At 40.5% G+C, this 22,483-nt stretch carries 22 protein-coding genes; 6 read left to right on the top strand and 16 right to left on the bottom strand.

The window, feature by feature from the left end; translation table 11 throughout:
• Window positions 1–61: 61 nt before the first annotated feature.
• The 6 genes from DFO73_RS06835 to ribD all read right to left on the bottom strand — a co-directional run bounded on the left by DFO73_RS06835 (window position 62) and on the right by ribD (window position 6,720).
• The gene (locus DFO73_RS06835) at window positions 62–1,306 is read right to left on the bottom strand and encodes an EAL and HDOD domain-containing protein (RefSeq protein WP_110064039.1); all 1,245 of its coding nucleotides are present in this window, start codon (window positions 1,304–1,306) and stop codon (window positions 62–64) included.
• A gap of 253 nt (window positions 1,307–1,559) precedes the next feature.
• Window positions 1,560–2,858, bottom strand: coding sequence for an NCS2 family permease (locus DFO73_RS06840; RefSeq protein ID WP_110064040.1), 1,299 nt, complete (start codon window positions 2,856–2,858; stop codon window positions 1,560–1,562).
• A gap of 389 nt (window positions 2,859–3,247) precedes the next feature.
• A complete protein-coding gene (gene ribH, locus DFO73_RS06845) occupies window positions 3,248–3,727 on the bottom strand; it encodes a 6,7-dimethyl-8-ribityllumazine synthase (RefSeq protein WP_110064041.1) in 480 nt (159 codons plus the stop codon).
• Between the two features lie 15 nt (window positions 3,728–3,742).
• Window positions 3,743–4,936: a bifunctional 3,4-dihydroxy-2-butanone-4-phosphate synthase/GTP cyclohydrolase II gene (locus DFO73_RS06850; protein ID WP_110064042.1), complete on the bottom strand. Its 1,194-nt coding sequence runs from the start codon at window positions 4,934–4,936 to the stop codon at window positions 3,743–3,745.
• Window positions 4,937–4,966: 30 nt separating this feature from the next.
• Window positions 4,967–5,620: a riboflavin synthase gene (ribE, locus tag DFO73_RS06855; RefSeq protein ID WP_110064043.1), complete on the bottom strand. Its 654-nt coding sequence runs from the start codon at window positions 5,618–5,620 to the stop codon at window positions 4,967–4,969.
• On the bottom strand, window positions 5,620–6,720 hold the full coding sequence (gene ribD / locus DFO73_RS06860; protein WP_110064429.1) for a bifunctional diaminohydroxyphosphoribosylaminopyrimidine deaminase/5-amino-6-(5-phosphoribosylamino)uracil reductase RibD: 1,101 nt from the start codon (window positions 6,718–6,720) through the stop codon (window positions 5,620–5,622). The genes ribE and ribD overlap by 1 nt, the downstream gene beginning before the upstream one ends.
• Window positions 6,721–7,312: 592 nt before the next feature.
• Here ribD and DFO73_RS06865 point away from each other — a divergent pair.
• A complete protein-coding gene (locus DFO73_RS06865; protein WP_110064044.1) occupies window positions 7,313–8,116 on the top strand; it encodes an EcsC family protein in 804 nt (267 codons plus the stop codon).
• A 42-nt stretch (window positions 8,117–8,158) separates the two neighbouring features.
• On the opposite strand, the gene DFO73_RS06870 is transcribed toward DFO73_RS06865, so the two are convergent.
• The 9 genes from DFO73_RS06870 to DFO73_RS06910 all read right to left on the bottom strand — a co-directional run bounded on the left by DFO73_RS06870 (window position 8,159) and on the right by DFO73_RS06910 (window position 16,411).
• Window positions 8,159–8,734 carry a TlpA disulfide reductase family protein gene (locus DFO73_RS06870; RefSeq protein ID WP_110064045.1) on the bottom strand — a complete coding sequence of 192 codons (576 nt, stop codon included), beginning with the start codon at window positions 8,732–8,734 and terminating at the stop codon, window positions 8,159–8,161.
• Window positions 8,735–8,832: 98 nt separating this feature from the next.
• Window positions 8,833–9,621, bottom strand: coding sequence for a hypothetical protein (locus tag DFO73_RS06875; RefSeq protein WP_110064046.1), 789 nt, complete (start codon window positions 9,619–9,621; stop codon window positions 8,833–8,835).
• Window positions 9,622–9,924: 303 nt separating this feature from the next.
• Window positions 9,925–11,265 (bottom strand): S8 family peptidase, encoded by a 1,341-nt coding sequence (locus DFO73_RS06880; protein WP_110064047.1) that lies wholly within the window; start codon window positions 11,263–11,265, stop codon window positions 9,925–9,927.
• Window positions 11,266–11,793: 528 nt separating this feature from the next.
• Window positions 11,794–12,639 carry a patatin-like phospholipase family protein gene (locus tag DFO73_RS06885; protein WP_110064048.1) on the bottom strand — a complete coding sequence of 282 codons (846 nt, stop codon included), beginning with the start codon at window positions 12,637–12,639 and terminating at the stop codon, window positions 11,794–11,796.
• Window positions 12,640–12,728: 89 nt separating this feature from the next.
• Entirely contained in the window at window positions 12,729–13,505 is a 777-nt protein-coding gene (locus tag DFO73_RS06890; protein WP_110064049.1) for an ABC transporter permease, read from the bottom strand.
• On the bottom strand, window positions 13,502–14,407 hold the full coding sequence (locus DFO73_RS06895) for an ABC transporter ATP-binding protein (protein ID WP_110064050.1): 906 nt from the start codon (window positions 14,405–14,407) through the stop codon (window positions 13,502–13,504). The genes DFO73_RS06890 and DFO73_RS06895 overlap by 4 nt, the downstream gene beginning before the upstream one ends.
• Complete coding sequence (locus DFO73_RS06900) at window positions 14,407–14,607, bottom strand: PLD nuclease N-terminal domain-containing protein (protein ID WP_110064051.1); 201 nt, start codon at window positions 14,605–14,607, stop codon at window positions 14,407–14,409. The genes DFO73_RS06895 and DFO73_RS06900 overlap by 1 nt, the downstream gene beginning before the upstream one ends.
• A gap of 356 nt (window positions 14,608–14,963) precedes the next feature.
• A complete protein-coding gene (locus tag DFO73_RS06905) occupies window positions 14,964–15,977 on the bottom strand; it encodes a helix-turn-helix transcriptional regulator (RefSeq protein ID WP_110064052.1) in 1,014 nt (337 codons plus the stop codon).
• Window positions 15,978–16,072: 95 nt separating this feature from the next.
• Window positions 16,073–16,411 carry a DUF4870 domain-containing protein gene (locus DFO73_RS06910; RefSeq protein WP_110064053.1) on the bottom strand — a complete coding sequence of 113 codons (339 nt, stop codon included), beginning with the start codon at window positions 16,409–16,411 and terminating at the stop codon, window positions 16,073–16,075.
• Between the two features lie 489 nt (window positions 16,412–16,900).
• Between DFO73_RS06910 and DFO73_RS06915 the strand changes: the two genes are divergently transcribed.
• The 4 genes from DFO73_RS06915 to DFO73_RS06930 all read left to right on the top strand — a co-directional run bounded on the left by DFO73_RS06915 (window position 16,901) and on the right by DFO73_RS06930 (window position 20,631).
• Complete coding sequence (locus DFO73_RS06915; protein ID WP_142669515.1) at window positions 16,901–17,680, top strand: undecaprenyl-diphosphate phosphatase; 780 nt, start codon at window positions 16,901–16,903, stop codon at window positions 17,678–17,680.
• 35 nt (window positions 17,681–17,715) lie between these two features.
• Window positions 17,716–18,300 carry a DedA family protein gene (locus DFO73_RS06920; protein WP_110064055.1) on the top strand — a complete coding sequence of 195 codons (585 nt, stop codon included), beginning with the start codon at window positions 17,716–17,718 and terminating at the stop codon, window positions 18,298–18,300.
• Window positions 18,301–18,630: 330 nt separating this feature from the next.
• Window positions 18,631–19,755: an amidohydrolase gene (locus DFO73_RS06925; RefSeq protein ID WP_110064056.1), complete on the top strand. Its 1,125-nt coding sequence runs from the start codon at window positions 18,631–18,633 to the stop codon at window positions 19,753–19,755.
• 315 nt (window positions 19,756–20,070) lie between these two features.
• Window positions 20,071–20,631, top strand: coding sequence for a GNAT family N-acetyltransferase (locus DFO73_RS06930; RefSeq protein ID WP_110064057.1), 561 nt, complete (start codon window positions 20,071–20,073; stop codon window positions 20,629–20,631).
• Window positions 20,632–20,712: 81 nt separating this feature from the next.
• Here the strand turns inward: DFO73_RS06930 and DFO73_RS28500 are convergent, their stop codons facing one another.
• Complete coding sequence (locus DFO73_RS28500; protein WP_219993426.1) at window positions 20,713–20,871, bottom strand: hypothetical protein; 159 nt, start codon at window positions 20,869–20,871, stop codon at window positions 20,713–20,715.
• Window positions 20,872–21,369: 498 nt separating this feature from the next.
• Here DFO73_RS28500 and DFO73_RS06935 point away from each other — a divergent pair, with 498 nt between their 5' ends.
• The gene (locus tag DFO73_RS06935; RefSeq protein ID WP_110064058.1) at window positions 21,370–22,479 is read left to right on the top strand and encodes a mechanosensitive ion channel family protein; all 1,110 of its coding nucleotides are present in this window, start codon (window positions 21,370–21,372) and stop codon (window positions 22,477–22,479) included.
• The last annotated feature ends 4 nt before the right edge of the window (window positions 22,480–22,483 follow it).

Raw genomic sequence — 22,483 nt, forward strand, 5'->3', positions numbered from 1 at the left:
ATCAACATTGAGATTTAACATAAGAAAAAAAGCCTGCAGATAGGCCCCTGCAGACAGTCCATTATTGAAAGATATTTTCCGGGTTAAGCAATTTATTGGACCAATTCAATGATTCAGCATAAATTTTAAAAAGATCTTTTTCATCAATGTTCAGCTTCTTGCATTTTTCACTGATTGTGCCCCATTGCGCTTTTTCCACAGCAACCGCAAGGTCAAGAACCTCTTTTAGCATATTGTCCCTTCCGTTTAGGGCTTCACAAATATCATCCTGCAGAGGAAGGCCAGACAAAATTTGATTCATCGGAATACTTAATAGCGAATCCATCAATGAGAACATTCCTGTCATAAAATAGCTGGATAAAGGGTTATTACCTGATTTTAGCCTTTCAATTTCCTCGCACATTTTCGCTCGGGTCATAGATAATCTTATTGGTTCTTTAGCCATTTCTGATTTTTGGCTGGTTGTTTCCCTTACAGCCAATATATAAATCCATTTTTCGAGTTCAATCAGTCCTAGAAGAAGAATCGCCTGACGGATCGAATTAATCTTCTGCTTTGGCCTGTATGCCGGCGAGTTTATTAATTTAAGCAGTTTATATGAAAGTGAGATATCTCTTTCAATTAACTCTGTAATACGGTCTAGGCTTGGTTCTGCGCTGGAAAGGGTTTGAATCATTTCATAATAAGAGTGAAAATAAGCAGGTACATCATGTGTTGACATGATAACAGGCTTGGAAAAGAAATAACCTTGAAAATAAGCATAGTCTTTTTTTCTCGCTTCCTCGTATTCTTCTCTTGTTTCGACCTTTTCAGCGACCATTTTAATATTCAGCTTTTTAACGAGCATTTCAATTCTTTCGCGTATATTTTTCGGAGTATGGAGAAAGTCCACCTTAATAATATCTGCATATTTTATAAGCCTGCTTGCATAGGGATTGCCTTCATTAAAAACAAAATCATCAAGTGCAATTTTGTAGCCAAGCCCTTTCAGTTCCTTGCATACGTGAATTAGTTCCTCGCTGGGTTCAACAGTTTCCAGGATTTCAACAACGATTTCCCGGGGCCTAAAAAATGTAGGCAGCCTCAATTTAAGCAATTTTTCGGTGAAATTTATAAAGCATGGCTTGCCATCTGACAACTGGTCAATTCCAATATTCAAAAAGCTATTAATAATGACCTCTGCTGTTGCCTGGTCTCCATTTATGTCTGGAAAAGTATTATCCTGATTGTTTCTGTAAAGAAGTTCATAACCAAAAACCTCTTCTTTTGCATTAAATATTGGCTGCCGCGCAACAAATACTTCCATCCTCATACCTCCGGAAACTAACTATTGCCGTATTTTTGTATTCTCATTCTATCCAAACAGCTTTTATATGTCTGTCGAAACTTGTTGAAATAACAAAAAAATATGATCTTTCGCAAAAATAATTCTTTTTTCACTGGAAAGAGCTCACATTTTGTCACTTAGGAAAAAACATTTTTACCTGAAAGTACTGAGGAATCTATAATCAGCAAAGCATGAAAAAAGGATGCCCTTTTCCGGGCATCCTTTCAATATATTAACTAATGACATGAAAAACAAAGTTAAACAAGAAAAGCGCAGCAATTACATATAGCGCAACGGAGACTTCCTTTGCTCGTCCAATCGAAACTTTAAGAATGGGATATAGAATAAAACCAATTGCTATACCATCTGCAATGCTGTACGTGAAAGGAATCATAGCAATAATGAAGAATGCCGGAAAGCTTTCACTTAAATCTTTTAAATCCAAATGGCGGATATTTTGAAGCATTAAACCGCCAATAATGATTAAAATGGGTGCAATTGCGCTATTAGGAATCAGCTTTATGACTGGTATAAAGAATCCCGATACCAGAAACAACAAACCTGTTGTAACGGTAGTCAATCCCGTCCGGCCTCCTGCTGCCATGCTGGCTGCACTTTCCACAGTCGAAACAGTCGGGCTTGTGCCAAAAATACCGGATAATAATGCTGAAACCGAATTTGCCTGAAAGGCGCGAGTAAACTGTTCTGGCCTCTTTATAAAGCCTACATGCCCATGAACCAATCCAATATTTTCAAATACGAGCACCATGGTCAAAGAAAACACAGCGACCCAGAAAGTAATGGAAAGAACACTTTCAAATGACATCGCTCCGAAGACTTCCATATAATCTGAAACCGAGAACGATTTTCCCTCTGAACTTTGCACTTCTATTAGGCCAAAAGCCCATGCAATTAAAGTGCCTGCTACAACTGTAATTAAAAAGTTGCCAGGTACATTTCGCATGAATAAAATGATTGCAAGCAAGAAGGTTAAAATGGTTGCCAGTACCTGCGGATCTCCAAGTTCTCCAAGAGCAATGATGGAGTTTGTACCTTTTTCAACGATTCCGCCTTTTTCAAGTCCGATCAGCATTAAGAAAAGCCCCAATCCCACCGTGATCGCTTCTTTGAGTGATTGCGGAATGGATTCGCTTAATGTCTTTGCGAAACGCGAGAAAGCCACGAATACAAAGATAAGACCGGAAATAAAGACAACAGCCAATGCTTCCTGCCAGGAAAGACCCATGGATTGAACCATTGTGTATGAGAATAAAGCATTTATCCCCATTCCAGGCACAAGGAGGATCGGAACATTCGCCCAGAATCCCATAATCAGACAACCGACAACCGACGTCAAAATCGTAGCCAGAATAGCTGCTTCCAGAGGTATTCCTGCTTCTGAGAGAATCAGAGAGTTAACAGCAATGATATAGACAATCGTAAAAAAGCCGATTGCTCCAGCCATTACCTCCCTTTTTACAGTTGTCCCATTTGAATCGAGTTGAAAAAGGTGGTTAAACCACTTGTTCATATATACTACCTATCTATTCAATTAGCCCTCTCCCTACCCGCTCTCCCCGATAGGCTGGTCTCTTCACGCCGAAGAGGAGCCTGAAAAATCAGGTGAGCCACAAACAGTATTTTAACAAAAAATAAGCTGTCTGCCAATAGAAAGGTCAGACGTCTATTCAGATAAAGTGAAACTTCCAACATTGATGGTAAGTTAAGGCCCGCACGATAAGGGGTCACTCAGAAATTGACAGGACGAGGAAAGCTGCAGCAGCGATTCATCCCACGACCAAAAGCGGCAGCTTTTGAGAGGAAGCAGCGCCTTTAGTCTGAGTTCTGATAGTCGGGCCTTTACGGGCAGTTTTCCCGCTTATCCTTCTTTTTTCTTCAAATCTAAATGCGGGGCTATTACTACCCGTCAATCTGTGATAATTGTTTATAAAGGTTACCCATTTCAATGGCACCTGCAGCTGCTTCCCAGCCTTTATTTCCGGCTTTTGTTCCTGCACGTTCAATCGCCTGTTCAATTGTATCGGTTGTCAGAACGCCAAATATTACAGGTACACCGCTTTGCATAGCAGTTGCAGCTACTCCTTTTGCCACTTCACCGCTGACATAGTCAAAGTGTGGTGTCGCTCCACGGATAACTGTTCCAAGTGTAATAACAGCATCATATTTACCTGATTCCGATAGCTTCTTGGCTGCAAGCGGAATTTCAAATGCTCCTGGAACCCAAACAACTGTTACATCTTCTTCGTTTACACCATGGCGCTTAAGCGCATCCTCTGCTCCGCTCAAAAGCTTGCCTGTAATAAATTCATTAAAACGTGAAACCACAATAGCCATTTTTAATCCTGTCCCTACTAAATGTCCTTCAATTACTTTTTTCATCTCTTTACCGCTCCCTTAAAATTGTAATAAGTGTCCCAGCTTGGACTTTTTCGTTTTTAAGTAATTTTCATTCTCTGTTTTGGCAGGCATTTGCAGCGGAACGCGTTCAGCCACCTCTAGCCCGTAGCCTCCCAAACCTGCTATTTTCCGCGGATTATTCGTTAATAGCCGCATTTTTTTAACGCCTAAATCTCTAAGAATTTGAGCTCCGACTCCATAATCACGCAGGTCATCCTTGAAGCCCAGCTTATGGTTAGCTTCGACTGTATCATAGCCCTCTTCCTGAAGCTTATAGGCTTTCATTTTATTAATCAGGCCGATGCCCCGTCCTTCCTGCCTCATATAAAGGAGAATCCCTCTGCCTTCTTTTTCAATCTGCGTTAAGGCCGCTTCAAGCTGAGGCCCGCAATCACAGCGGTTAGAACCGAATACATCGCCAGTAAGGCATTCCGAATGGACCCGAAGCAAAACAGGTTCATCTTCGTCGATTTCTCCCTTTACCAAAGCAACATGGTCTTTTCCATCAACAGTGTTTGTATAGCCTACAGCTCTAAAATCTCCAAACTCTGTTGGCAGCTGGATTTCCACTTCTCTTTTCACAATCGAATCATGCTTCAATCGATATTCAATCAATTGCTTAATGGTAATCATTTTTAACTCAAACTTTTCTGCCACTTTTTCAAGATCATCCACTCTTGCCATTGTTCCGTCATCTTTCATAATTTCACAAATAATCCCGGCTGGTTTAGCTCCGGCGAGACGGGCAAGGTCGACAGCAGCCTCTGTATGGCCTGCACGCCTTAGAACTCCGCCTTTTTTCGCTACTAACGGAAAAACATGTCCTGGACGGGAAAAGTCAGAAGGTTCAGCATCGTCTTCCAGCATTTCCTTTATTGTAAAAGCACGCTCAAATGCACTGATTCCTGTTGTTGTTTTTACATGGTCAATACTTACAGTAAAAGCTGTTCCATGACTGTCAGTATTCACTTCTACCATTGGATTCAATTCCAGCTTTTCAGCCAAATCCTCGGTTATGGGAGCGCAAATCAAACCTCTTCCTTCTTTTGCCATGAAATTGATGGTATCAGGCTTCGCATATTCGGCAATAGCCAGAAAGTCTCCTTCATTTTCCCTATCTTCATCATCACAGACAATTATGACTTTTCCTGCTTTTAAATCTTCTAAAGCATCTTTAATTTCACTGAACATATCACTGCCCCCTCCTTCTGCTCCTAGGTTTTATAAGAAGCCGTTTTCCTGCAAAAATTGCTCTGATATTCCTTTTTTGGGCGCTGCTTGTTCCTGCTGTTTATTCATAAAGGAATACAGGTATTTGGCAAGCATATCAAACTCAAGATTGACGACATCTCCCACACTTTTGAAGCCTAGAACCGTCTCACTGGCCGTATGCGGGATGATTGACACCGTAACTGTATTCTCCTCATTGCCAAAGACAGTCAGGGAGATGCCGTCCACAGCAATGGAACCTTTCATGACAAGCAAGTGGCTCAACTCCGGCGGAACCGAAATCTGAATATAGATCGCATTTTCACTTGCTGATTTTTTCATTATCTTGCCGGTGCCATCTACATGGCCTGTCACAAAATGCCCACCAAATCGGCCATTGGCTGACATCGCCCGCTCCAAGTTAACCTTTGTGCGTTCCTTAATGGCTGATAGGGAAGTACTTTTGAATGTTTCCGGCATTACATCAGCCGAAAATCCGTCTTTTGTAAATTCCGTTACTGTTAGGCACACGCCATTTACGGCTATGCTGTCTCCCAATTGAAGATCTGTTAATATTTTAGAGGCGTGAATAGCCAGTTCCATCGCTTTCCCCCGCTGCACTACTTTCTTTACAGTGCCCAGCTCTTCAATAATTCCTGTAAACATTAATCGGTTGCCTCCTTCCTTAGAGGTTTTGCTATAATTTTAAGGTCGCCGCCTATCCTTTCAACTTTTACAAATTCCAGGTGAGGCGCTTCTTTTACATAATCAGCTCCACTTCCACCTACAAAAGGAATTGCTTCTTTTCCGCCTATTATTTTGGGAGCCATATAAAGAATAATTTGCTGAAAAGCACTGTTTTTTATAAATGAAGCGTGGATTTCTGAACCTCCTTCAACAAAAAGAGTCATTATGCCTCTTTCTCCCAAATCTTTTAAAACATCAACTATAGGAACATGCCTGGAAGGAAAAGAGAAAATCTCAACGCCAAAAATTTTAATTTCTTCAGCCTTTGATTTGTCTATTTCGGACCCTGTATAAATTATGGTTTTCACAGCCTGATCACGAATGACATTGGAGTCGGCCGGGATTCTTAAATTTGTATCTAATACGATTCGAATGGGATTTCGTCCGCCTTGGGGCAGCCTGGCGGTTAGAAGGGGATTATCGTGAATGATGGTATTTACACCTGTCAATATTGCGTCATGTTCATGCCGTAGCCGGTGGACATCCTGCCTGGATTCTGGAGAGGTAATCCATTTGCTGTCACCTGTTTTTGCAGCCGTTTTCCCATCAAAAGATGACGCTGCTTTAATCGTTACGTATGGTGTCTTTGTTTTTATAAAATGAAAAAATGGTTCATTAAGAACGTCTGCTTCTTGTTGTAAAAGACCGGTAACAACTTCTATGCCAGCCTCTTGCATCCTGGCGATACCTTTACCCGCCACAAGCGGATTTGGATCCACAGAAGCGATAAATACCCTTTTAATGCCTGAGTTAATAATTAAATCAGCACACGGTGGTGTTCTTCCAAAATGGCTGCACGGCTCAAGCGTAACATAAATATCAGCTCCTCTGGCCTTTTCGCCAGCTGCAGCAATAGCATGGACTTCTGCATGAGGAGTTCCTGCTTTAAGGTGAGCGCCCATCCCGAGTATTTCGCCATTTTTAACAACCACAGCACCCACCTGGGGATTCGGGCTTGTTTGCCCTTTCGTTGCAGCTGCCAAGCTTAAGGCTAATTTCATATAATCAATATCGAGCAACTTATATTCAGCCTCCTTCCTTAATTTTTTCTCCAGTTCAGCAAGTAAGTATTTAAAAACGGCAAAACCCCGTACACCAAAAGGTGCTACGGGGCAAAAAATCACATGACGAAATAAGCGTTTAATCACTTCTTTTTTAAACGCAAACTGCTAATCATTCCTTCTCCCATCCAGACTTTCACTGTCGGCTTTGGAATTTCACCAAATCCACCGTTTTCATTAGAAAAGCGCAAGCGCCTCGCTCACCCCCGATATGCACAAGACGAGCCTCACGGAAAGGCGTTCTTTGCCTTTTTGGGAGGATTAGCTTATGATCTCGAGGGGGTAGGCGCTGGAGCTAGACAGTAATCGAATCTCAACGCTTAAACTTACTGTCTCTGTCTAATAACAAAACCGGGTCACGGACTTAGAGGGCATACCCTCATTACCGCCGGTTGGGAATTTCACCCTGCCCCGAAGGAAATCCTATTCTATTATAAGAATCTTATCACGAATTATCGGAATATACAAAGAGAAATGGCTAAATAAATTGAAACTTTTGTGGCCATTGAACGTATTAATGCTATCAAGTAATTGAAAGGGCGCTAAATATATGATTGAAACGAGAGAGCATTTAAAAATCGAGTTAAAAAAATGCGAAGACTGGGAAAAAGACCAGAGTGACTTATGGTTATGGGAGAAGCTCGGGCGGCTTCCTTTCAAACTCATTGACAAATACACACCCGAATTCATACAGAAAAAGGTTGGGGTAATGATTGATGAGCTAGGAACATACATCCAATCAGGAGGCAGGTATTTAAGCTCGGTATCCTCTTTAAAAAGTTATTATTCTGACCAAAATATTTATACTTTAAAAGATGTCGAAAGCCTGCCTATTGCAAGAATCGATGAAGCTGCTGCCAGACTGTCCTCCAACCGGAAAAGAGCAGCGGCATTTCAAGGGGCCAGTACAGGGATCGGAGGAATTTTTACTCTAACCATTGACATTCCCCTTCTCCTCGGCATTCAGCTAAAAACACTGCAGGACATAGCTATCTGTTACGGCTTTGATCCTGCTGATAAAAATGAAAGAATGTTCATCGTCAAAATTTTGCAATTTGTATCCTCTGATATCGTTGGCAAGAAAGCCATTTTACATCAGCTTTCCATGTTTGACTCTAATGCAGATGCGCCTAAAAGAGAAGTTGTTTCTGAGCTTCAGGGCTGGAAAGAGGTTGTATTTTCCTATCGGGACCAGATTGGCTGGAAAAAGCTCTTTCAGATAATCCCGATTGCCGGACTTCTATTTGGAGCTTTCATTAATCGTTCTGCTGTTAATGATATTGCAGAAGCTGGAATGATGCTCTACCGTAAAAGAGCAATCCTTAATCGCCTCGAACAGGAGAATCCTGAATAAAAAGCCGGAAAGCTGTTCACAGCTCTCCGGCATTTCCAATAGTTATGGAAGTTTCGTGATTTCCTTCTCCATATATTCTTCATTCAATGCTCCAAGAACTTTTGCTCTAATCACACCGTCCGAATCAATAAAGTAGCTTGTAGGATAAGCAAGCACTTCATAATCAGCACCAACAACCCCTTTTTCATCCATTGGTATGGTAAAAGTAAGGCCAAGTTCTTCAACAAACTTCTCGGCATCCCCGCTGCTTTTCTCCGTATTCGTAAGATTAACTGCAACAATATCAAAATTTTCATTTTTATATTTATTAAAGAGCTTTTCCATATGCGGCATTTCCGCCCGGCATGGCGGGCACCAGCTCGCCCAGAAGTTCAAAAGGACCGCCTTGCCTCTGAAATCACTTAGCTTTACAGGGTTTCCATTCATATCTGTCAGCTCAAAATCCGGAGCAAGATTTCCTTTTTCCAGCCCAACAGGCAGATCTTCCGGATTTTCTATTTTTTCATACTTTTGCATTTGTTCAGCTTGTTCTACTACCCCTTTATCCTTAAGAATTGTTTTATCAACAATAAACAGCAAAAGGACAATAACTGCCGCTCCCAGCAAAAACTTTTTCATTTGGACACCTCTATATAAATTACTGTTATTCCCGTACATTTGCTAAATCTATCATACAATACGGGGAATAGGGAATCCATCTTTCTGCACTTTGCCTTTTAATGATTCCGATAATGAAAAATACAGGCAAAAATAGCGTATATCCTGACTTTTTCTTCTGCAGCCACTCCGGCTTCAAAGGAAAGCACTGGTGTGTTAGGATCCTTAAAACGCTGCCCCCAGTCGAGCGGCATCCAGCCTTTGCGAAAGCGGGCAATTCTATTGGAGTCCCCTTTATAAACTTGTAAGTCAGTATAGAAGAAGGTTTTAGGAATATAGTATCTCTCATTGTTATGTTTATATATTAGAATTCGTCCTTCTTTTTTGAAAAATATCAATTCCTTTGCTGAACCTTTGCCATCCAAAATTTCTATTCTAGTTTTCTTGAAAATGATTATGGCCTCAAGATCGTCAGCATCATTAAAGATACCCAGCTTTTTAGAAAAAAAACAATCGAAGGAATAGGGCAAGAACCATCGGAGTTTCCACATATGCATATCCCTGATTTCTCCTCTTCGCCTTCCTTCCGAGTCAAAAATGACCATTCTAAGAGAAGGCGCCGGCATAAAGGCAATCAGGGCATTAGATTGCGAAAGCAATGGCCGTGCATATGGGCTGCTGCTGGATAAACCCCTATCCACTATCTCATCTGCCCTTTGCTTATTCAGCAAATAAATTTGATAGCAGAAAAAACTATAAATAACAAAGGGAGTTACGAACAGAAACAAATTGATCGGGGGAGCGGCAATTATTGCATATATTAACAAAAACGAAGGAGGTACAAGTGCGGCAAGGCTGCTATTTAGTGAAATGTCAGCCGTGTTTCGGTAATATTGCTGGATATTCATCGTTTTGTCTCCCTGCTTTATATGATTCTTCTATATTCTATTAATAAAATCTCGTAAAAATGAATTTTGGAAGGATTTTTTGCAGGAAAATGTTTTGCAATGTTTGATGACTTATGTGTGAAAAATTGAAATTCATTCGCAAAATCTGAAGTTTTATTCGGGGATTTTGAGAGCTTGTTCGTTATTTTTTACTATTTTTTCGTAAGTTTCATTGTTTAGTCGCAAAGTTCACAATTTCTCCTTTTATAGTTGTATGCCATAATAAAAAGCTGACGGAAATTCCGCCAGCCCTTTTCTAAATTTTTATTTTAAAGCACTGACTGCGTTAATTAATCCATGGCCGGATTTTGCATCATAGCCCGGCTCGAAGATGTCTTCAGAAGAAGACTGAATGATTTGTTTAACTTGGGCAGGCGTGATTTGGTCTTTGCCATGCTTGGCAATAATCACACCAGCTACAGCCGCTACTTTAGGAGCAGCCATTGACGTGCCGCCTTTATAGCCATATTTCCCGCCTGGGATAGTAGAATACGCAAGGTAAGTATTATCCCCGCCAGCTCCAGTCGCAGGATCATAGTTCGGTCCCAAGTCTCCTCCCGGTGCCATTACATCAATTTTACCCACACCGTAATTGGAATAGAAAGCAAGGTTCTTTAAGGCTCCTCCCGCAGACACTCGGATCATCAACTGGCTGCTGGGGCTCCTGTGTGTTGCACCAGCATCAGTTCCGGAAAGCTGTCCTGGGCTCTTTAAATCAACAGCATTGTTTCCTGCAGAACCAACTACTGTTACACCTTTTTGAATGGCATATTTGATGGCTCTGTTGAACATTTGCACATCTGCAACTGTTTCACTTGTAGCATAATCCGGGTTTTGGAACCAGTCATAGCCGCCAAGAGACATGTTCACCACATCGACATTATCATCTGCAGCTGTCATTAATGCTTCTGCAATGTGGGAAGTTGCTGCGCCGCCAGTAGGGCCGAATACACGGTAAGCCGCTACTTTTAAGTCAGGGCCGACACCCATTGTTCTGCCTTTCGCTGCAATTGAACCGGCTACGTGCGTACCATGGCTATTTTCATCCATAGCATCAGGATAGCCAGGAACAAATGACTTACCGTATGCATAGTTATCTTTTAAATCAGGATGAGTATAGTCAATTCCAGTATCGATAACACCCACCACGATATCTTCGCCAGAAGCAGTTTTTCCGGTTCCACCTGGAAGTCCCCATGACTTGCCATTGTTTGTGACCTGTTTGATATCCCATTGAAGGTCGTTATATAAATCAGCACTTTCCAATGGCAGATCTGCTTCTACCGCTGGTGTTTCCGGATAAATTACATTTTCAGTTCCAGCAGCTGAAACCAGTGAGGACTTTTTTACTTCATTCAGGAAGTTAGGATTGCTGGATGTAACTTCAACAGCTCCTAGTTTATCAAGCTTATTTTCTACTTGACCGCCAGCCTTCTTTACTAAATCTGTATAGCCTGCCGGAAGCTTTGATTCATCCTTGAAGACCACCAAATATTTCTTCTCAACAGATTGTGCTTGTCCAATGGTGGCTGCACCAGCAAACACAGTCGAGGCGCACAAAGCTAAACTTAATGCACCTGCAAAGACACTCTTTTTCATATTCATTATTTAGACCCCCTTATCATTCCTAATTTTCATTATATTCAATATTCTCTCTCTATCAATCTGCATATTTCGACACGGACCTTCTTAATTCTCCATCTCCCCCCTACTAAAAATACATATAAATTCCATTTTATTCCATATATTAAAAAAACAATGATTATTATAACCTATTTTCACTGCCTCCCAAAAGAAAAACCATTTCACCTTTGTCGAAAATCCCCTTCTATCTTCCTGCTCTTAAATAATTGGCTCTGTTAAATTTGCCTGTTGATTTCAGCACGAGGCACTCCCTTTCCGCGGGCGGTCCGACGCTCCTCGTCGCTTTGCTCCTGCGGGGTCTCCCTTTGATCCGCACTCCCGCAGGACGTTGAATAAGCATCCTCGAAGAAACACCTCGTCGTTAGAAAATGCGAATGCATTTTCGAGGAGCTCGTGCCTTCCGCTCCAATCAACAGGGTGCTAAAAAACAACAATAAGCTTTAACAGAACCAAATAATTAAAAAACCGCACCTAAATGGATGCGGTCATTTAAAATTGCTTAATTTTCTCAAAGGATCTTCTGGCATCCTCATAACCATTCAGATAAAGCTTTTCTAATTTCCGGGGATCTCTTTCCATTCGTCCAACTGCTAATGGTTCCTGAGGCTGAACTACTAAGACGGTTCCCTTCTTTTCTTCCTGTTCAAGATAACGAAGTGTTTCGTTATAAATTTGATAACGGGCTGATAAAGCTTTCTGAAGCCCTGTATAATCCGGATACTTCCTTCTAACCAGAAACTCGAACTTTGATGGTTTTTTAAAATATCCTCTGTTTCTGGTTAAAATGACTATATTTTTTTTGAATCCGTCTTGCTGGGCTTTCTTGATTGGGATTGGGTCACTGATTCCTCCATCCAGCAGAATACGGCTTTGAAAGTTTACTTCCGGTGCAATAAAAGGCAAAGAACTTGATGCTTTTAAAATTTTCAGTATGTCTTTTCCATAGTCTTCTTTCTTAAAATATACCGGTTCACCCGTATGGCAGTCTGTCGCTCCAATGACAAACTCAGATTGATTTTTATAAAACTCATCATAGTGATAGGGAACGAGCTTATTGGGGATTTCATCAAAAATAAAATCCATGCCGAAAAACTGACGGGATTTAAAATAGTTTCGCCATGAAATATAGCGCGGGTCTGTTACATAATCTACATTCACAATTTTATTTCGGCCTTTTTGCTTGGATAAGTAAGAAGCGGCATTGCACGCACCTGCAGAAACGCCTATCACATAGGGAAAAAAGAGCTCCTGTTCCAGGAAATATTCGAGGACTCCGGCAGTATAGCCCCCCCGCATTCCTCCCCCTTCAAGAACCAGACCCGTTTCACTAATCAATGGTAATCTTCCTTTCATTTTTTATAAAACTATACTATCAAAATAATTTAGGCCAATATAGAAATATGCCCAATAGAAGAGAATTTGCATCAGGCAAGTTCTCTTGTTCGGAAGATTGCTATAGATGAAAAAAGGGACAGAATGATCATGAATAAGGAGATAAGAATGGTCGGCATCAATTCTTCCGGGAAACCGCTGCCCATTATAAAAGTATTTGTATAAGCAGAGAGCAAAGCAGGACTCCAATCAAGCAAATGTGACAGGGAGCTGCTTACCAGGCTTAATAGGATGATGATGCCAATAGTGATAAAACCAACAGCACCAGGCGATTGTAAAAAGCTATTGAAAAAAATTGTAATCGTTAAAACAAATGTCAGCCAAATTCCATAAACAAAAAAGGATTGTATAAATTCTGTGAAAGAAATAAACTCAAACAGGACTCCCACATAATACCAGGAGAGAAAATAGCCACAAAAATAGGAGAACCATATAAGCAGCATAACACCAGCCCACTTTGCTGTTACAAAACGGGCATAAGATACCGGCTTAACTAATATTATTCCTGCTACACCGCTTTTCCTTTCTCCAGCTATTACCCCCATTGTAATTAAAACAATAATTAGTACACCGAGTGTATTATACTGGCTTAAGCTTGCCGCAAGGGCTTCACCCGCAGTCGGAACAGGGAGTTCTATGACCGTCCCCTCCGGCATCCCGCCCAGCGAATCAATAATCTGAGGCATATAATAGATTGTCAGCGGCTCTTTTACAGCAATTAAAATAAAAGTAAGAGGAACCCAAATCCATTTATAATTCCGGACCATTTCAAGAAGCTCTTTCTTATATAATGTCAGCCATTGCTTCATTTTTGCACCACCTTCATAAATACATCTTCAAGACTGGTTCTGCTTATCTCAAACTTAATTAAAGGCAAGTTACGGCTAGCTATCTCTGTTAAGAATAACTTTTTTGCTCCTTCTATATCCTCAACGAACAAGCTTGCCTTTTCCCCATCAATTTTAATAGAGGTAACTGGATAAAGAGCAGATATTTCTTCGGCATATTGAGAAGTGTTTTCTTTAAAAACCAAATCAATTTTGGCCTGCTGATGTTTATTTTTCAGTTGAGACATGGTCCCTGCTTCAACCAATTTACCATTATCGAGAAATAAAATTTCCTCACAAACCTCTTCCGCATCATTCAATATATGGGTTGAGAACAGAATGGTTGTTTCTTTTTTCAGCTTTTCCATAAGCTCAAGCACTTCCCTGCGCCCAAATGGATCAAGTGCAGAAACAGGTTCATCAAGCATTACTAGTTTTGGACGGTGGATAATGGCCTGTGCAATACCCAGCCGCTGCTTCATGCCCCCTGAATACTTTCCGGTACGACGATTTTTTGCATCAGCAATACCGACAAGCTCAAGAAGCTCCTGTGCTCTTCCTTTAGCCACTTTATTGGTAAGCCCCGCAAGCTTACCTGTATATTCAAGAAATTCCCTGCCTGTCATCCAGTCATAAAAAACAGGATACTGGGGAAGATAGCCTATTAAACTTCGAAAATCCCCTTTCTCTGCTCCCTCGAAAACAATCGTTCCGGAATCAGGCTTCATAAGTCCCGAGAGCATTTTCAAAGTCGTTGTCTTCCCTGCGCCGTTAGCACCAAGAAGTGCTACGCACTTACCTTCTGTTAATTGGAAGTCCAGCCCCTTAATCACTTCCTGGTCCTGAAACCTTTTCTTTAATCCATTAATGCTTACGACAGGCATCAGTAACTTCTCCTTCCAAAGATGAAATAAATAAGCGGGCCAAGCAGATTAATAAACAGAATGACTAAAGCCCATACCCATTTCGGTCCATTAGCTTTTTCGATTCTTACTAAATCAAAAATGGCAACAACCATTAAAATAAGCTGTACAATGACAAACGGAGCAAGAAGTGCCCAATTAATGCCTTCTAGTATTTCCATTTAATTTCCTCCCTCGTTTTCTTTTGTCATCTATATGACGTAAAGATCGAGAAACCGTTCAATGGAAAATAAAATTTATTAAATAAAAAGCTTTTTTAAATCTCCCTGTTGATTAAGCTCAAGAAGCTCAGCGAACCGCGGGCGGTCCGACGCCCCTCTGCTACTTGCGCCTGCGGGGTCTTCCTTTGACACGCTTTTTTCCCCAGGACTTTGGAAGAGCTTCTTCGAATAAACACATGAAGGCAATGCGAATACATTTTCGAAGGGTCTTGCACCTTCCTCTCCAATCAAGTGTGCTAAAAGCTTTTACAGCCAAATAAAAAAACACTCCCATGAATAGAGTGTTTATGAAAATATTAAAAAATGGACCAATCTCCTGTGTTTTCGTATACTGCCATCATATTGCGGATTTCATATACTACTTCATCAACCAGAGAAGCCGGCGAAAGGACTTTGGCCTGGTTCCCCCAATTCAGCAGCCATTTTACCAAACCATCACTGACAATTGCCTTAGCTGTTAAGATGAAATGTTCGTCATTCAGCTTGCGTATATCTGCATCTTTTCCAAATTTATCTATAATTACATTAATCAGATCATTATGGAATCGGATTTTTATCCACTCTTCCGACCCTGCATACATATGAAAGGTTGAGCTAACATATTTGGAAACATCAAAAGGCTCATATGGGAATTGTTCATCCGTAATACTGACATTGCGAAGCCGGTCAATCCGATAATGGCGAATTTCCTCTTTTGAAAAATAATAAGCTATTAAATAATAAAAATCGTTTACCCATGTAAGCGCCAATGGCTTTACTTTGTATTCCCCGCCATCATGGCTTAAAACAAATTCCTTGTTGATATTGTATCTTCCATATTGAAAGGTTACAATTCTCCGTTCGGAAATAGCTTCATGCAAGTCGTTGATTGCGAGGCGAACCATTTTGCTCTCGCTTTTAACGGACGAATCAATCAAAATTTCATTGTGCAGTTTTTTTGCATGATGCATGCTTGTGAGCTTTTTAATTTTGCGGATCAGCTGTTTCGTTTCATCTTTTGTTATGAATCTGGCAGAAGCAACAGCATCAATAAGCATCCGAAGTTCGTAGAGCTCAAACAGGCGATATTGATGGCTATAATATTTCGGCATACCTTCTTTTTCCTGATTGACCGTAATATCGAATTTCGCTTCGATTAGATGCTCAATATCATCTCTTAAAGAATTTTTATTCAGCTTTACATCCGGACCATATTCTTTTTTAAAGCATTCAGTGATGTCATCCAGGGTATACTCATTTTCTTCATCTGTCTGTTCCCTAAGAATCTCCATAAGCTTTAGCATTCTTTCTTTATTATCAAGCCTGGTCATTTTCTCACCCCTTTCACCTAAAATATAACGGATTCAATACTTATTATTATCTATTAAAAAAAGCCCTGTGGCAAAGGCCTTGGGCTCTTCCTCCATTACTTCAAAATCCTGAAAACCAGCGGTATTCTGTATTCCTTTCCTTCATATGCTTTGACTGCAGCCAAGATCGTGAAAATAAAGGCCAGAATCCCTACGATCCAAATAGTAATGACTCCTATTAAAATAATCATTAAAACGACACTGATTGCACTATAAACAGTATAAGAAATCAGGAAGTTTAGGTATTCCTTTCCGTGATAATCAACAAACTCCGAGTCATTTTTCTTCAAAAGCCAGATAATAAGCGGTCCGATAAAAGTGGTAAAAAAGCTGGTTACATAGATTGCAGCTGCTAAAAGCCTTTCATCATTGGAAGGCATTTTTAAATCGTTCATTCTGTTTCCTCCTAAAATTTATCCTTATTAAGATTAAATAATAATTCCTGCTTCTATATTATTTACGTTATTCATTCAAAAAGGTTTCATGAATTTTTAATTTTTGGCTCTGTTAAACTTGACTATGATTTCCGCCCCAGCACCCGCTTTCCGCGGGCAGTCCGGAAACTCCTCAAGCACTTAACATGCTTGGTCTCCCTTTGACTCGCTCTTCCCGCTGCTTTGATATACTTCCCCCAATTTACACCGCACGAAGGAAACGCGAATGCATTTTCAACGATCTTATGCCTTCCGATCCAATCAACAGAGGACCAAAATCAACAATGAGCTTTGAAATAGCCCAATTTTTAAGCCTGTATTTCCTGAACCGCAATAGTCCGATTTTCAGTTCTTGATTAGGACAACTTGAATACACATGATACAGACAGGCATTTTGCAGTTCCATTGCCTAATTTTGTTATTCATACATTTAGGAAGGTGATATAGATGATGTCAAAGCTTGAAGCCTTTATTCTTGGGATCATCCAGGGACTTACGGAATTTTTGCCCATTTCCAGTACAGGCCACTTGTACTTGGGGAGGCATCTTTTCGGGCTTGACGAAGCAGGCCTGTTCCTGGATACCATGCTTCATATAGGAACACTGCTGGCAGTCCTCGTCGTTTACAAACATGAACTGTTCCAAATTTTAAAGAACCCGTTTGGCAAGTTATCAATGCTGCTTGTAATCGGCACAATCCCAGCAGTAATCGTCGGGTTATTGCTTAGTGACCTGTTCGATTCCATTTCAAAATCGGGGGTTACCATTGGATGGGAATTTTTGTTTACCGGGTTCATTCTTTGGATGTCTGACAGCATAAAAAAAGGGGCCAAAAAGATGGATAGCATCAGCTACGGGGATGCCCTTTTCATCGGCGCATTCCAGGCAGCCGCCATTTTTCCAGCAGTATCCAGGTCTGGGCTAACCATTGCAGCTGGCCTTTTCCGGAAATTGGACAGGGAAACAGCCGCCTATTTTTCCTTTCTGCTTTCTATTCCTGCCATCGCAGGCGGTATCGTCCTCCAATTTGGCGAAATGATGTCAGGCCATACAGAAGCGGTAACCCTCGGCAGCATGCTTATGGCAACCTTGTCATCGGCTTTCTTTGGATATATGGCCGTCGTTTGGATGATCAATTTTTTAAAAAGAAAATCGTTGAAGGTGTTTGCTGTTTACGTCTGGATTTTAGGCTTTACTGTATTAATCCTGCAGATGACTGGGATATTTTAATTCATCATTAAAATCCTGCTGGGGAGGTTTTCATATTGAAAGAAGTAATTAGCTATATTTTTGAAGTGCTTTCCCAGCTAGGATATGCTGGAATTGCCCTTGGCCTAATGGTTGAAGTTATTCCAAGCGAAATAGTCCTAAGCTATGGCGGCTTTTTAGTAAGTACAGGCAACATTCACTTTGCCGGAGCCTTGCTTGCAGGGATTACAGGAGGGACCCTGGCGCAGTTGTTTTTATACTGGCTTGGCGCATACGGAGGAAGGCCTGTTCTTGATAAGTATGGGAAGTATCTATTGATCAAGAAAAGCCATTTGGATGCCTCTGAAGAATGGTTTGAGAAATACGGGACAGGGGTTATCTTTACAGCCAGATTTATCCCCGTAATCCGCCATGCCATTTCCATCCCAGCCGGCATTGCCAAAATGCCGCTTTCTGTTTTTACAGTTTATACAATAGCTGCAATGGTGCCATGGACAGTTCTCTTTTTATTGTTGGGAATGGAACTTGGAGTTCATTGGAGAGATATTAAGGAGTACGCGAAGCCCTTTATTATGCCGCTTATTATTCTCGCCTTCTCTTCCGGTTTAATTTATTTTCTTTATAAAAAGCGGAAAAAATAATGGCGCTTTATAGATTTAACGGTAAAAAAGGGGTAAGAAAATGAAAAAAAATTATTAAATTAAAGAAAGAGTGTGAAATGGGCTGATTTCACGCTCTTTTAAAGCTGGAGAAGCATTTATCATTAACTTCGGCTGAAAAAGCATCAACTGACTATATATATTGTCAACGATAGAAAAATATCGTCTACCTTATATATTATCAACTTAGCCTGGCCCTGCATAAATTACAAAGCGCTTGCTGAAAACGTTCTATTTTAAAAATTTCTGTACCCCTTTTCGTTCAATTTTTGTAAAATAGAAAAAATACTACAGGACTAAAGGACGAAAACTATGACAAAAACCTTATTAAAAAATGCACAAATTTACCCTGTCACTTCCGCTTCTTTTCACGGTGACGTTTTGATAGAGAATGGGAAAATTATAAAGCTTGGCAAAAACCTTAAAACTGATTCTAATGTGAAAATTATTGATTGCAATAACCTCCACCTTCTCCCCGGTTTCATAGACGTCCATACACATCTTGGCCTTTATGATGAAGGAACCGGTTGGGCCGGCAACGATGCAAACGAAACAATTGAGCCGCTTTGCCCGCATATCAGGGCAATGGACGGAGTGTATCCGCTGGACCCTGCTTTTTCGGATGCGGTGAAATACGGAATAACAACAGCCCATATTATGCCTGGCAGTGCCAATGTTATTGGCGGTACAACCTCTGTTATAAAAACCGCGGGAAAGAATATTCAAAAAATGATTATTCAGGAAACAGCCGGACTGAAGATCGCCCTTGGGGAAAACCCCAAGCGGATTCACAGCCAGGGTAATAAAGATTCCATCACCAGAATGGGCATAATGGGGATGCTTAGAGAAGCTTTTTATGAGGCGATTCATTGTGATAACCCGGAAGCGTTAAGATTTGCACCTCTTGTAAAAGCATTAAAAAGGGAGATCCCAGTCCGAATACACGCCCATCGAGCAGATGACATTATTTCTGCCATCCGTTTTGCTGAAGAATTTAACTTGGATCTTCGTATTGAACATTGTACAGAAGGCCACTTGATTGCCAAGGAGCTGGAAGGGCTAAATTTAAAAGTATCTGTTGGTCCAACTCTAACAAGGCGGTCAAAAGTTGAACTGAAAAACAAAACATGGAAAACCTATCAGCAGCTTACCGAGCATGGAGTAGAAGTCTCTATAACAACAGATCATCCTTACACGCCTGTACAGTATTTAAATATGTGTGCGGCCATTGCAGTCCGGGAGGGTCTATCTGAGCAAAAAGCCCTGGAAGGCATTACAATTCTGCCTGCAAGAAATTTGCGGATTGATAACCAGCTGGGCAGTATTGAAGAAGGAAAAGATGCTGATTTGGTTCTATGGAGCCACCATCCCTTTCATTTTTTGGCAAAGCCAAAATGGACCATCATAGGAGGAAATTTTGCGTTCAAAGATGTGTAAATTATTGTCGAAAATTGCTGGTGTTATTTGACATAAAATCGCAATAAAAATAATCAAAAAACCTATTTCCTTTTTAATTTTTTTTTAGTATTATACCTTAAGTGAAGTGAAAAATTTGCTTCTAAAATGACAGACAATCAAATATCGGAAACGATAGTTATAGGGAAGGCAAATGGTGCGCCACCAGGTTTATCTGGTTCTAGTGGGTTCGATTCCCACCCCGAAATTTTTTGCAACATTATAAAAAATTTCGAGGGTGGACCGAAGGCTCTATTTGGCATGGAGTAGGACTGCCCTCAATTGGAGGGATAACCTATGCTCAAGAAACGTGATCTTCACGACTGCCATGCTTTGTATGATTTAATGACGCACCCTGATGTCTTCCCTTTTGTTCGCCAAAAAGCCAATTCCTATGATGAATTTATGTTTATAACAAAGCAGACAATCGAAGCAGAAGAACGCGGTGAATTGATTTCACGCACAATTCTTGATGAATGGGGCGCTCCGATTGGGACGATTAATTTATTCGACATCCAGGACAATGCAGGATTTTTAGGTACATGGCTAGGAAAACCCTACCACGGGAAGGGCTACAACAAATTAGCCAAGGATGCTTTCTTTGAAGAGCTTTTTTATGAAACAGGCATTGAAACCATCTTCATGAGAATTCGAAAAGAAAATATCCGCTCGCAAAAAGCTGCAGAAAAGCTTCCTTATGTCATTCTTGCAAATGAAACAAGAAGGTCTGTGTATGATCAATTAAATGCCAATGGCGATATATACAATTTATATGAAATTCCAAAGGATTTATATATGCTGCATGTTATGCGGCAAGGAGTTACAGCCCAAGTATCGTCCCAATTACTGGAGGCTTAGCAGATGTGAAAGCACTTGCTCTTTTGAACGAGTGCTTTTTATTATGTTAAGAAAAAACAGCTGCACCGAATTGGGCAGCTGTTAACTAGTTACACTGGATTCCTGTTCCTCTGCTTTTTCACTAATTCCCGTTTGCGACAGCAGCTCTTCCAGTTCTTCATTTGTCAGTGTTTCAAATCGGCCATCGAAAAACATGACTTGGGTCTGATTCGGATTAATCCTGTTTAAATTAAAGCTCATCATCTTCTCCTCCTTCCTAAAAATAAGCTGCAGACAGGACAACAGTGCAATTCTAATTTGAAATGGTTTCTTTATTAATTTATACTCCACAAGTGTAAACGTTTTCATTCCTAATTTTTAAAAGTTCACATAATTGAAAAAATGATGTGTCGATTTTATAACTTTTCTTCAGAATGATGAAACCTTCCCGCAGGAGGGCTGAGGATTCATCATTCTGATGCCAAATCTTTGATTTAGGCTAAGTACCTTTTTTGTTTTCTTATAAAGACACTTCTGTGGGAATTTTTCGTCTGTATAGACCTTTTATAAAGAATATCTTTGGACTTACTTCTATTTTTGTTTGTCTGCTAGCATGAAAAAGATTCCCTGCTGCTAATTACGTTAAAATCCAATAAAAATAAACCTTTTTCACTATTAAACTATTTTTAAAAAGATGGTAAAGTAATCGGGTTATTTCTTCGACTGTCAGCATAGTACCTTAGATATGGAGGATAATGAATGGATTTTATTAATTTAGAAAATACATGGGTGCGGATAGGCATCTCAGCAGGTATCCTTTTACTGTTTTTAGCACTGAGAAAGGTTTTTACAACTTACGTTTTTAAAATGATTCTCTCTTTTATGCAAAAGAGGAAAGTCGAAACGGCAGCAAATATTTTAATTGCATTTGAAAAGCCCGTTAGATTGCTTTTCGTCATCATTGGACTTCAGCTTGCTCTTAAATTCTTCCCTTATGATCTTATTGCCGATAACCGGGAAACACAGATTTTCCGGACACTCTTTGTTTTATTGATCACCTGGGGCCTTTTTAATTTAAGTTCAACCATTACGATCATTTTCCCCCGCCTCATGAATAAGCTCGACATTGATGTCGATCGGATTGTTATTCCTTTTATAACGAAGATTGCAAAACTGATTATCGTTGTATTGGGCATTACAATTATTGCAGAGGAATGGAACTATAACATCAATGGATTTATTGCCGGTTTGGGACTTGGCGGATTGGCTTTCGCGCTTGCTGCAAAAGAAACGGTCAGTAACTTTTTTGGCGGAGTTGTCATTGTGACAGAAAAGCCTTTTACTATCGGGGATTGGATTAAAACTCCAAGTGTGGAAGGAACTGTTGAGGATATTACCTTTAGAAGTACGAAAATCAGAACGTTCGCCCAGGCTCTTGTAACGGTCCCCAATTCAACGCTTGCCAACGAACCAATCATCAACTGGTCCAAAATGGGTAAAAGGCAGATTGCTTTCCATCTTGGCGTTACCTATACTACACCAAAACTTAAGCTTGAAAAATTGGTGAGGAGAATCGAGCAGATGCTCATTGACCACAAAGACATTCATAACGATACAATTCTTGTTAAATTTGATCGTTTTAACGATTCCAGCCTGGATATATACCTGTACTTCTTCACAACTGTCACTACATTTGCTGAGTACTTAAACATCAAGGAGGATGTTAATTTCAGGATTATGGACTTGCTTGAAGAAGAAGGTGTAGAAGTCGCATTCCCTACCCGAACACTAATTGTCCAGCAGGACGGAATGGCAGTTGATGAACAGCAAGATCTGCTGAAAAAAGAACGATTGCATTCACATTCGTAAAAAG

This window comes from Cytobacillus oceanisediminis, assembly GCF_003182355.1.
GTDB classification, from domain to species: Bacteria; Bacillota; Bacilli; order Bacillales; family Cytobacillaceae; genus Cytobacillus; species Cytobacillus oceanisediminis_A.